The organism is Kitasatospora sp. NPDC051984, assembly GCF_044593455.1.
GTDB lineage: Bacteria > Actinomycetota > Actinomycetes > Streptomycetales > Streptomycetaceae > Kitasatospora.
The window spans coordinates 52,970-65,108 of record NZ_JBIUCB010000011.1 but is presented as its reverse complement, the minus strand read 5'-3'; the positions used below and the strand labels follow the sequence as shown (position 1 = coordinate 65,108).

Genomic DNA, 12,139 nt, shown 5'->3' with positions numbered 1-12,139 from the left:
GCTCACACCGCACGCAGGCCGTGCGCGGCGAAGATGTCGCGCGCGGCCTGCACCTGTTCGGGCGTGGGCGTGGGGGTGTCGGCGAGGGTGAACTCGCGGCCCAGGGCCGTCCACTTGGGATGGCCGAGCTTGTGGAAGGGGAGGACGTCGACGCGCGAGACGTTGCCGAGGGAGGCGGCGAAGGCGGCGACCCCGGCGATGTTCTCGGGCGGGTCGGTGAGGCCGGGGACGAGGACGAAGCGGAGCCACACGTCCTTGCCGAGGTCGGCGAGGCGGCGGGCGAAACCGAGGGTGGGTTCGAGGGGCTGACCGGTCAGGCGGCGGTAGAGGGCGCGGTCCCAGGACTTGATGTCGAGCAGGACCAGGTCGGTGTCGGCGAGCAGGGCGTCGCTCGCCCGGGCGCCGAGGAAGCCCGAGGTGTCGAGCGCGGTGTGCAGGCCGAGCTCGTGCTTGAAGCGGCGCAGCAGTTCGCCGGTGAAGGCCGGCTGGAGCAGGGGTTCGCCGCCGGAGAGGGTGGCGCCGCCGCTGCCCGAGGCGTGGATGAAGGCGGTGTACTTGGCGGCCTCGGCGACCACCTCGTCCGTCGTGGTCCGCCGGCCGCTGCGCATCCGCATGGTGTCGGGGTTTTGGCAGTACAGGCAGTTCAGCGGGCATCCGGCGAGGAAGGCCACGAACCGGGTGCCGGGGCCGTCCACGCCGGTCGACAGGTCCCAGGAGTGCACCGAGCCGGTGGTCTTCGGAGCGGTGGTCATGGCGGTGCCTCCCGGGAGCTGTCGGGGTGGGCTCAGAGCGAGCCGTGGAAGGTGCGGTTGACGACGTCCAGCTGCTGTTCCCTGGTCAGCCGGACGAAGTTGACCGCGTAGCCGCTGACCCGGATGGTCAGCTGCGGGTACTTCTCGGGGTGCTCCATGGCGTCGAGCAGCGTCGTCCGGTTCAGCACGTTGACGTTCATGTGGAACCCGCCGACGGCCGTGTACCCGTCGAGCACACCCGCGAGGTTCCGCACCCGTTCCTCGCGGGTGCGGCCGAGGGCGTCGGGCGTGACGGTGTTGGTGAGCGAGATGCCGTCCTCGGCCGCGTCGTAGGGGAGTTTCGCCACCGACAGGGCGCTCGCCACGTAGCCGTGGGTGTCGCGGCCGTTCATCGGGTTGGCGCCGGGGGAGAACGGTTCGCCGGCCCGGCGGCCGTCGGGGGTGGCGCCGGTCTTCTTGCCGTAGACCACGTTCGAGGTGATGGTCAGCACCGACTGGGTGTGCTCGGCGCCCCGGTAGGTGGGGTGCTTGCGGACCTTGCGCATGAACTCCTCGACGAGTTGCACCGCCAGCTGGTCCACCCGGTCGTCGTTGTTGCCGTACGCCGGGTACTCGCCCTCCACGGTGTAGTCGACGGCGAGGCCGGACGCGTCGCGCACGGGCCGCACCTTCGCGTACCTGATCGCCGACAGCGAGTCCGCCGCCACCGCGAGGCCCGCTATGCCGCAGGCCATGGTGCGCCGCACGGCACGGTCGTGCAGGGCCATCTCGAGGCGCTCGTACGCGTACTTGTCGTGCATGTAGTGGATGACGTTCAGCGCGTGCACGTACGTCTCGGCCAGCCACTCCAGCTGCCGGTCGAAACGGGCCGACACCTCGTCGTAGTCGAGGACCCCGGACTCGATCGGGCCGGTGTCGGGGCCGATCTGCTCGCCGGTGATCTCGTCCCGGCCGCCGTTGATCGCGTAGAGCAGCGTCTTGGCGAGGTTGACCCGGGCGCCGAAGAACTGCATCTGCTTGCCGACCTCCATCGCGGAGACGCAGCAGGCGATCGCGGTGTCGTCGCCGAAGCGGGGGCGCATCAGCTCGTCCGACTCGTACTGCACGCTGGAGGTGTCGATGGACACCTGGGCGCAGAACTCCTTGAAGCCCTGCGGGAGTTGCGGCGACCAGAACACCGTCATGTTGGGCTCGGGCGCCGGGCCCAGGTTGTACAGCGTCTGGAGGTAGCGGAACGAGGTGCGGGTGACCAGGGGGCGGCCGTCGCAGCCGATGCCGCCGATCGACTCGGTGACCCAGGTCGGGTCGCCGGAGAACAGCTCGTCGTACTCGGGGGTGCGCAGGAAGCGGACGATCCGCAGCTTGATGATGAAGTCGTCGATCAGCTCCTGCGCCCGGCGCTCCGTCAGCCGGCCCTCGGCCAGGTCGCGTTCCAGGTAGATGTCCAGGAAGGTCGAGGTGCGGCCGAGCGACATGGCCGCGCCGTTCTGCTCCTTCACGGCCGCCAGGTAGGCGAAGTACAGCCACTGGATTGCCTGTTGGGCGGTGCCGGCGGGCCCGGAGATGTCCTGGCCGTAGCTCGCGGCCATCGCCTTGAGCTCCTCGAGGGCGCGGATCTGCTCGGCCAGTTCCTCGCGCTCCCGGATGGTGTTCTCCAGCGTGCGCGGGTCGCGCGGCGCGGCGTCCAGGCCGGCCTTCTCCTCGCGCTTGGCGGCGATCAGCCGGTCCACGCCGTACAGCGCCACCCGCCGGTAGTCGCCGATGATCCGGCCACGGCCGTACGCGTCCGGCAGGCCGGTGACCACACCGGCCTTGCGGGCGGCCCGGATCTCGGGCGTGTAGGCGTCGAACACGCCCGCGTTGTGGGTCTTGCGGTGGACGGTGAAGACCTTCTCCAGCTCCGGGTCCACCGGGTAGCCGTACGTCTCCAGCGCGCCCGCGACCAGCCGCCAGCCGCCGTTCGGCATGATCGCCCGCTTCAGCGGGGCGTCGGTCTGCAGGCCGACGATCAGCTCGTTGTCCCGGTCGATGTACCCGGGGGCGTGCGCGGTGATGGTGGACGGCGTGTCCCACGAGACGTCCAGGACGCCCTTGGCGCGCTCCGCGGGGAACAGGTCGGTGATCCGCTTCCAGACGGACGCGGTCCGCGCGGTCGGGCCGGCCAGGAAAGCGGCGCCGCCCTCGTACGGGGTGTAGTTCCGCTGGATGAAGTCGCGGACGTCGACGGCGTCCCGCCACAGGCCGCCCTTGAAGCCGTCCCAGGCACCGCTGTGGATGCGCTCCGCGTGCTGCGTGCTCATTGCCTCGCTCCCGCCTCTCGCCTACGAGCACCATTGTGAAGCGGTCCACAAAACTCACATGGGCTCGAAAAGTCCTGATCAGAGGGACATTGGTCCCCAATGGTCCGCCGACTCTCAGACCGCCCGGTCGTCGCCGTAGTACGCCTGGGTCATCAGCCGCCGCATGTCCCGCAGCATCGGCATCCGCGGATTCGCCGGCGCGCACTGGTCCTCGTACGCGTTCATCGCCTGCTGCTCCAGCCCCGCCAGGAACGCCGCCTCGTCCACCCCCGCCTCCTTGAACGAGCGCGGGATGCCGACCCGTTCGCGCAGCTCCTCGACCGCGAGCGCCAACGACTCCACGCCCTGCTCGGGAGTGTCCGCGGGCAGTCCCAGCGTCCGGGCGATCTGCTGGTAGCGCTCCGGCGCCCGGTAGCTGCGGTACTTCGGCCAGCTCGTGACCTTCGCCGGGGCGCCGCCGTTCCAGCGGATCACGTGCGGCAGCAGCAGCGCGTTGGTCCGCCCGTGCGCCACGTGGAAGGTCCCGCCCAGGGTGTGCGCCATCGCGTGCACCACGCCCAGGAACGCCGAGCCGAACGCCATGCCCGCGATCGTCCCCGCGTTGTGCATCCGCTCCCGCGCCACCGGATCGTTCGGGCCGTCGTCGACCGCCGCCGCCAGGTTCTCGAAGACCAGCCGGATGCCCTGCAGCGCCAGGCCGTCGGTGAAGTCGTTGGCGTACACCGACACGTACGTCTCGATGCAGTGCGTCAGCGCGTCGAAGCCGGAGTCCGCCGTCACCGTCGCCGGCAGATCCGTGGTCAGCGCCGGGTCCACGATCGCCACCGTCGGGGTCAGCGCGTAGTCCGCCAGCGGGAACTTCTGCCCGCTCTCCGGGTCGGTGATCACCGCGAACGGCGTGACCTCGCTGCCGGTGCCCGAGGTGGTCGGCACGCACACCAGCTTTGCCAGCTCGCCCAGGTCGGGGAAGGCGAAGGCACGCTTGCGGATGTCGAAGAACTTCTCCTTCAGGTCCGCGAACTCCACCTCCGGGTGCTCGTACATCAGCCACATCACCTTCGCCGCGTCCATCGGCGAACCGCCGCCCAGCGCCACGATGGTGTCCGGCCGGAAGCCGCGCATCAGGGCCGCGCCCTTCTCCACCGTCGCGATGCTCGGATTCGGCTCGACGAAGTCCACCACCCGCACCTCCACCGGCTCCGGCCGCCGGCGCAGCACCTCCCGGACCCGCTCCAGGTGGCCGATCTCCACCATCGTCCGGTCGGTGACCACCACCACCCGATGGGCGCCGCGCATGTCCGTCAGGTACGACAGGGAGCCACGTTCGAAGAAGATCTTCGGCGGGACCTTGAACCACTGCATGTTCGTGTTGCGCCGCCCGATCCGCTTGACGTTGATCAGGTGCAGTGCCGAGACGTTCCCCGACACCGAGGTACGGCCCCACGAGCCGCAACCCAGCGTCAGCGACGGCAGGAAGGCGTTGTACACATCGCCGATGCCGCCCTGCGAACTCGGCGCGTTCCAGATGATCCGGCAGGCCCGCACCCCGGCGCCGAACTCCTCGGCGAACGCGGCGTCACCGGTGTGCACCGCCGCCGAATGCCCCAGACCGTTGAACTCCACCATCTCCGCAGCGAGTTGGACGCCGTGCGCGCGCGACCGGGCGCGCAGCACCGCCAGCACCGGGCAGAGCTTCTCCCGGGTCAGCGGCTCGCCCTCGCCCACCCCCGCGACCTCCGCCAGGATCACCGAGGTGTCCTCCGGCACCTCGAACCCCGCCGCCCGCGCCACCTCCGCCGCCGACTGCCCCACCACCGCCGAATTCAGCTTCGCGCCGGCACGGTCGGCCCCCGCGCCGACCCCGAACAGGTACTGCTCCAGCAGCACCTTCTCCTCCGGCCCCGCCAGGTACGCCTTCAGCGTCCGGAACTCCGCCAGCGCCGGCTCGTAGATCTCGTCGTCCAGGATCACCGCCTGCTCGGAGGCGCAGATCATGCCGTTGTCGAAGGACTTCGACAGCACGATGTCGTTCACCGCGCACGCCAGGTCCGCGCTCTTCTCCACGTACGCCGGTACGTTGCCCGCACCCACGCCCAGCGCCGGCTTCCCGCACGAATACGCCGCCCGCACCATCGAGTTGCCGCCGGTGGCGAGGATCGTCGCCACCCCCTCGTGCCGCATCAGCGCGTCCGTCGCCGCCATCGACGGACGGTCGATCCACTGCACGCAGTGCGCCGGGGCGCCCGCCGCGATCGCCGCGTCCCGGACGATCCGGGCCGCCTCCGCCGAGCAGCGCTGCGCCGACGGATGGAAGGCGAACACGATCGGGTTGCGGGTCTTCAACGCGATCAGCGCCTTGAAGATCGCGGTCGAGGTCGGGTTGGTCACCGGGGTGAGGGCGGCGACCACGCCCACCGGCTCGGCGATCTCCACGATCCCGTCGATGTCGTCCCGGGCGATCACCCCGACCGTCCGCATGCCGGCCATCGAGTGCGTGACGTGCTCGCAGGCGAAGACGTTCTTCACCGCCTTGTCCTCGAACACCCCGCGCCCGGTCTCCTCGACAGCCAGCGCCGCCAGCCGGGTGTGCGCGGCGAGCGCGGCCAGCGAGGCCTTCTTGACGATCCGGTCCACCCGCTCCTGGGTGAGACCCGCGTACTCCTGGAGTGCCTTGTGCCCATTGCGGACCAGTGTGTCGACTGCGGCCCCGGGATCGTCGGCGTCGACGGCGGGGACCTGAACGTGCTCGGCGCGGACCTGAACGTGCTCGGCGGGGATCGGGACGTGCTCGGTGGGGGACTGCTGACCGGACATGGCGCGCTCACCTCTCGGGGTGCGGCTGCGGGGCGCCCCGGCGGCACTGCCGGGACCGGTTGACCCCCTCAGGCTCGGGCGGCGGACCCTGCGGCGGCTACGGCCGTTGGGCACGAGCTGCCCGGGACTATCGACCTTCTCCCTTGCGGCGCACGGCAGTTCGGGCCCGGCCCCGGCGCGTCGGGGGTCTGCGCCGGGCGGGTGAGTCGCGGGCCGTCGGGGTGCGGCGTCGGGGGGCCGGTGCGAGGGTGGGCGGAGCCCGCACGGGTACGTGCGACCGCTCCCCGGCGGCGTACCGTGACAAGTGAGGCACCGAAGCAGGGGGGCGCCCACCCGAGGAGGAGACATGGGCATCTTCGACAGGTTCCGCCACCACCCCGCCCAGCCCACCGCCCCGCCCGAGGAGTCCGCCGAACGGGCCGCCCTCGCCCACGACGAGGCCGCCGACGCCTTCGGCTACAACGTGGAACGCGCCCGCGACGACGCCGAACGCCGCGTCCAGCAGGAACGCGAGGACCGCGAGGCCGCCGAGAACATGACCGCCGAGGGCGACCCCTGGGGCTGACACCCACCCGTGAACGCCGGTGCCGAGCGGCCGGTCCCCAGCCGGGGCCGGCCACTCGGCGTTCCTACGGCCGCGGCGGCAGCGGCGGCCGGCGGAGGTCGGGGCGGGGGACGCTAGGGGGCGGAGGTGCGGCGGCGGGGGTGGTGGTGAGGAGGTCGAGGGCGAGGGTGACGGCGGCGGCGAGGTCGGTGCGTTCGCCGCGGGCCCAGTCGCGGGGGGTGCGGATGACCTCGATGTCGGGGGCGACGCCCTGGTTCTCGACGGAGAAGCCGATGCCGCCGGAGAACCAGGAGGCGTTCTTCGGGACGGAGATCTGGGTGCCGTCGCCGAGGGCGTGCCGGCCGGTCATGCCGACCACGCCGCCCCAGGTGCGGCTGCCGACGACCGGGCCGAGCGCGAGTTCCTTGATGGCGGCGATGATGACGTCGCCGTCGGAGCTGGTGGCGTGGTCGGCGAGCGCCACCACGGGGCCGCGCGGCGCGTCCCGGGGCCAGCGGACGGGCTGGCGGCCGCGGGTGAAGTCCCAGGCGAGGACGCGGCGGCGGAGTTTCTCCAGGACCAGTTCGGAGACGTTGCCGCCGGCGTTCCCGCGGACGTCCAGCACCAGGGCGGGGTGGGCGAGTTCGGAGCGCAGGTCGCGGTTGAACTGGGCCCAGCCGGAGCCGCCGAGGTCCGGGATGTGCAGGTAGCCGCACACGCCGTTGCTGAACTCCCGTACCAGGTGGCGGCGTTTGGCCACCCAGTCCTGGTAGCGGATCGGCCGTTCGTCGGTGAGCGGGGTGACGGCGATCCGGCGCGACTGCCCGCCGTGGCGGACGGTCAGCTCCACCGTGGTGCCGCCGGTGCCGGCCAGCAGCGGCGCGGGCCCGCGCACCGGGTCGGGCGGGCGGCCGTCCACGGCGAGCAGCTCGTCGCCGTCGTGCAGGCCGTAACCGGCGAGCGGCGCGCGGGCCTTGGGGTCGGAGGACTCGCCGGGCAGGATCCGGTCGACCAGCCAGCGGCCGTCCGGGTCGCGGTGCGCGTTGGCGCCGAGCAGGCCGAGCGGCAGCTGGGCGAGCGCCGGGCCCTCGCCGCGCCGGGACGGGGTGACGTAGGCGTGCGAGGTACCGAGTTCGCCGAGCAGTTCGCGCAGCAGGTCGGCGAAGTCGTCGGGGGAGGCGATCCGTTCCACCAACGGGGCGTACTGGTCGGTGAGTTCGGCCCAGTCGAGGCCGCACATGCCGGGGTCCCAGAACTGGTCGGCGACGATCCGGGCGGCCTCGGCGTAGGACTGCCGCCACTCCGCGGCCGGGTGCACGGTGTGGGTGATCCGGCGCAGGTCCACCGGGACGGGGGCGGTCGGCGCGGCCAGCGGGTACAGCTTGAGCGAACCGGCCGAGAACACCGAGACCGCCGAGCCGTCGGCGGACACCGCGAAGCCGTCCAGCTGCTCGACCAGCGTGCTGCGGCGGCCCCGGGCCAGGTCGAAGTACTCCAGGGCGGGGCGGCCGGAGGTGTCCTCCGGGTTGGCGAAGGTCTGGCCGAGCGCGCCGGAGATCGGCCAGCGCAGCCACACCACGCCGCCGCGCACCGACGCCGTCGCCGAGTACTTGGAGGCGATCACCGGGAACGGCACCAGGCGCTTGCTCAGCCCGTCCTCGTCCACCCGCACGGTGCCGTCGCCGGTGGCCTCCTCCGGATCCAGGCCGACCGGCGGGCGCCCCTCGGCGGGGGAGGCGAACGGCGACGGGGTGTCGGCGGCCAGCGCCACCAGGTACGGGCGGCAGCCCAGCGGGAAGGACAGGTCGCCGGTGTGCACGTCGTGCACCGGGTCGAAGCCGCGCCAGGACAGGAACACCAGGAACCGGCCGTCCCGGGTGAACACCGGATGCTCGTCCTCGAACCGGCCGCCGGTGACGTCGACGACGTGCCCGGGACGGTCCACCCGGGCCAGCCGGACGGCGCGCAGCGAGCGGCCCGCGACCGGCTGGGACCAGGTCAGCCACTGCGAGTCCGGGGAGAACGACGGGCTGGAGACCGGGCCGAACCGGGACGCGGCGACCTCGGTGACCTCGCCCTCGGCGGTGTCCACCAGCAGCAGCCGGCCGTCCGAGCAGGCCACCGCGAGCAGATTGCCGTCCGGGGCGGCGGACAGCTCCTGGACCCGGCCGATCCGGCCCGCCGCGATCCGCCGGTGCGGGGCCGGATCGTCCGCCGGGCCGTCCTTGCCGGGCAGCGGCGCCAGCTCGATCGCATCCTCGCCGTCCGCGTCGGTGACCCAGGCGGCCCGGCCCGACCAGCCGAGCACCTGCGGCAGCCGGCAGCGCACCCCCGGGGTGTCGGCCAGAGCCCGGGCCGGGCCGTCCCGGTGGGTCAGCCAGTACAGCGAACCGCGCACGTTGATCACCCCGGCCCGGCCGGTGGCGTCGCAGGCCAGGTCCTTGACGTTGTTCGCGGCGCTCACCTGGTACGGGCGACGGCCGCACCGGGCGCCGCCGAGCGGCACCTCCAGGCGGTGCGGCGCGGGCGCGTCCAGGCTGTCCAGCAGCCACAGGTCGCCGGCGTGCTGGTAGACGATCCTGGTGCCGTCGGTGGCGGCCTCGCGCGCGTAGTACGTGGCGTGGTCGGTGTGCCGTCGCAGATCGGTGCCGTCCGGGCGCACCGAGTACACGTTGCCGACGCCCTCGTGGTCCGACAGGAACGCCACCCTGGTCCCGGTAGGGGTCTCCACCGGCATCGGCGCGGCCAGGTGCCCCGGCAGGTCTGGCAGCAGCAGGTCGTGGTCCACCCACAGCCGCCCCTTCGCGCCGCCCCGGTAGCGCTTCCAGAACGCCGGCTCGTGCGGCGCGGCATCGGTCAGCAGCACCGTGTGCCCCGCCCCCATCTGCGCGTCCGCGACCGGCCCCCACGGCATCCGGCGGCCCGGCGACCCGTCCGGCGGCAGCTCCCACGCCCACGTGTAGTGCGCGAACGGCTCGTGGTACGAGCTGACCGCCAGCACCTCCCCGTTCGGCAGCCACCCGCGAACCCGGGTGTCCTGGCTGCCCCAGTACGTCAGCCGGGTCGCGGGCCCACCCGCCACCGGCGCGGTGAACACCTCCGGAGTCAGCGCGAACCAGCTCGTCCACGCCACCGTCGCACCGTCCGGCGACAGCCTGGGATGACTCACCCTGGTCCGGTCGGCCGTGACCCGCCAGGCCCGACCGATCCGGCCGTCCGCCGCGAGCGGCGCGACCCAGACGTCGTCCTCGGCGGTGAAGGCGAGCAGACCGTCGCGTACATGGGGGAAACGCAGATATCCGGGCACCTCTCCATGGTTCGACCCCGCGCCTGGGGCCGCAACGCGGGCGGATCCGGGGCCGCGTGGCGTACCTGATCGACGCTCAACGAACCTGCGCCGCAGGCGCATTGACAGCGCCGGGCCGAGCCGGTTCAGTGGTCTAGTCCAACTCCCCAGGGTGCGTGCCGGTGCGGCGGCACGCACCCGGCCGGGAACCCCACAGCCCCGCGGGCGGGAGAGGGACGTCCCCCACACAGAGGCAGGAGCATCCCCACATGCGCACTCCCCGAAGGAAGCGGCTGATCGCCGCCGGAACCGCCTGGGCGGTGGCCGCCGCGGCCGCCGTCGCAGTCAGCTTCGGACTGGCCGGATCGGCCTCCGCCGGCGAATTCCTGGTCAACGGCGGCCTCGAATCCGGCACCCTCAACCCCTGGACCTGCAGCGGCACCACCGGCAGCGTCGTCACCGGCCACGCCCACACCGGCACCTACGCGCTGGCCGGCACCGCCTCCTCCACCGACACCGCCCAGTGCACCCAGACCGTCGCCGTCGCCCCCAGCACCACGTACACGCTCAGCGCCTACGTCAACGGCGCGTACGTCTACCTCGGCGTCAACGGCGGCAGTTCCACCTGGACGCCCAGCACCGGCGGCGGCTACCAGAAGCTGTCCGTCAGCTTCACCACCACCGCCACCCAGACCTCCGCCACCGTCTTCACCCACGGCTGGTACGGACAGGGCGCCTACTACGCGGACGACATCTCCCTGGACGGGCCGGGCGCGCCGACGGGGTCACCGTCCGCCACCGCTTCTTCCTCTGCGTCCGCCTCCGCCTCTCCCTCCTCCTCCGCGTCCGCCTCCGCTTCCGCCTCGGCTTCGGCCAGCCCGTCGAGCTCGGCGAGCACCCCGCCGCCGCCCCCCGGTAGCCACGCGCTGGTCGGATACCTGCACGCGAGCTTCGCCAACGGCGCCGGCTACCTGAAGATGTCGGACGTCCCCGACAGCTGGGACATCATCGACCTGGCCTTCGGCGAACCGGACTCCATCACCTCCGGCAACATCCACTTCAACCGCTGCCCCGTCGCCCAGTGCCCGGGTGCGGAGTCCGATGCCGACTTCAAGGCCGCGATCGCCGCCAAGCAGGCCAAGGGCAAGAAGGTGCTGCTGTCGATCGGCGGCCAGAACGGCGAAGTGCAGCTCACCACCACTGCCGCCCGCGACGCCTTCGTCTCCTCGGTCTCCTCGATCATCGACAAGTGGGGCCTGGACGGCCTGGACATCGACTTCGAAGGCCACTCGCTGTCGCTGAACACCGGCGACAACGACTTCAAGAACCCGACCACGCCGGTGATCACCAACCTGATCTCGGCCGTGAAGACCCTGAAGGCCAAGTACGGGGCGAACTTCCAGCTGACCATGGCGCCGGAGACCTTCTTCGTCCAGCTCGGCTACCAGTACTACGGCTCGGGCCCCTGGGGCGGCCAGGACCCCCGGGCCGGCGCCTTCCTGCCGGTCATCCACGCACTGCGGGACGACCTGACGCTGCTTCACGTCCAGGACTACAACTCGGGCTCGATCATGGGTCTCGACGGCCAGTACCACAACATGGGCGGCGCGGACTTCCACATCGCCATGACCGACATGCTGCTCGCCGGCTTCCCGGTGGCCGGCAACACCGCCAACATGTTCCCGGCCCTCAAGCCCTCCCAGGTCGCGATCGGCATGCCCGCCAACACCTACGCCGGCAACGGCTACGTCGCCCCGGCCGTGGTCAACCAGGCCCTCGACTGCCTCACCAAGGGCACCAGCTGCGGCTCCTACACCCCGCGGGCCGGCAAGCAGCCGAACCTGCGCGGGCTGATGACCTGGTCGATCAACTGGGACAACTACAACGGCAACGAGTTCTCGCGGAATTTCCACAGCTACTTCGGCTGAGCGCTCCGCAGAACGGAAAGGGGCCGGCCGCCGGGTGGTGGCCGGCCTCGGCTGCGTGTGGGGCTGTCGCCTGCGGCGGGCTTGAAGGGGGAGGGGCGTTGCCTGCGGCGGGCCCCGAAGGGGAGAGGAAGCGGTAGCCGCCGCAGGTGGGGCCGGTTGCGGGGTGGTGGCTGGCTTCGGCCGCGTGTGGGCTGGCGCCTGCGGCGGGCCCCGAAGGAGAGAGGAAGCGGTAGCCGCCGCAGGCGGGGCTGGTTGCGGGGTGGAATCTGCGGCGTCGTCCCTTCTTCCCGGCCCGCCGCAGGCGCTTCGGTCCGGGGGTCGTCGGGGTCCGGTCCGGTGGGCCGGCGAGGGACCGCGAGCTGCGCGGGACGGGCGGGGCAAGCTGCCGGGTGGCGGTCCGGCCTGGTCGTGTGCGGGTTGGTGCCTGCGGCTGGCGCGGTTTCCCGCGTCGCCTGCCGCCTTCCCCTTTCCCTGTCTCCCTTCCCCGGGCCCACCGCAGGTGGTGGGCGGTCGCC

The 12,139-nt window shown here is 72.3% G+C and carries 6 protein-coding genes; 2 read left to right on the top strand and 4 right to left on the bottom strand.

The window, feature by feature from the left end:
- Positions 1-2: 2 nt before the first annotated feature.
- The 3 genes from pflA to adhE all read right to left on the bottom strand — a co-directional run bounded on the left by pflA (position 3) and on the right by adhE (position 5,866).
- The gene (pflA, locus tag ACIHEI_RS21990) at positions 3-752 is read right to left on the bottom strand and encodes a pyruvate formate-lyase-activating protein (protein ID WP_387647316.1); all 750 of its coding nucleotides are present in this window, start codon (positions 750-752) and stop codon (positions 3-5) included.
- A gap of 32 nt (positions 753-784) precedes the next feature.
- Positions 785-3,052: a formate C-acetyltransferase gene (pflB, locus tag ACIHEI_RS21985; RefSeq protein ID WP_396607779.1), complete on the bottom strand. Its 2,268-nt coding sequence runs from the start codon at positions 3,050-3,052 to the stop codon at positions 785-787.
- Between the two features lie 114 nt (positions 3,053-3,166).
- Entirely contained in the window at positions 3,167-5,866 is a 2,700-nt protein-coding gene (gene adhE, locus ACIHEI_RS21980; protein WP_396607778.1) for a bifunctional acetaldehyde-CoA/alcohol dehydrogenase, read from the bottom strand.
- A 346-nt stretch (positions 5,867-6,212) separates the two neighbouring features.
- Here adhE and ACIHEI_RS21975 point away from each other — a divergent pair, with 346 nt between their 5' ends.
- Positions 6,213-6,431: a hypothetical protein gene (locus tag ACIHEI_RS21975; RefSeq protein ID WP_392946928.1), complete on the top strand. Its 219-nt coding sequence runs from the start codon at positions 6,213-6,215 to the stop codon at positions 6,429-6,431.
- A 64-nt stretch (positions 6,432-6,495) separates the two neighbouring features.
- On the opposite strand, the gene ACIHEI_RS21970 is transcribed toward ACIHEI_RS21975, so the two are convergent.
- On the bottom strand, positions 6,496-9,819 hold the full coding sequence (locus ACIHEI_RS21970; RefSeq protein WP_396607777.1) for a S41 family peptidase: 3,324 nt from the start codon (positions 9,817-9,819) through the stop codon (positions 6,496-6,498).
- A gap of 146 nt (positions 9,820-9,965) precedes the next feature.
- Between ACIHEI_RS21970 and ACIHEI_RS21965 the strand changes: the two genes are divergently transcribed.
- Positions 9,966-11,624 carry a chitinase gene (locus ACIHEI_RS21965; RefSeq protein WP_396607776.1) on the top strand — a complete coding sequence of 553 codons (1,659 nt, stop codon included), beginning with the start codon at positions 9,966-9,968 and terminating at the stop codon, positions 11,622-11,624.
- Positions 11,625-12,139 lie beyond the last annotated feature (515 nt).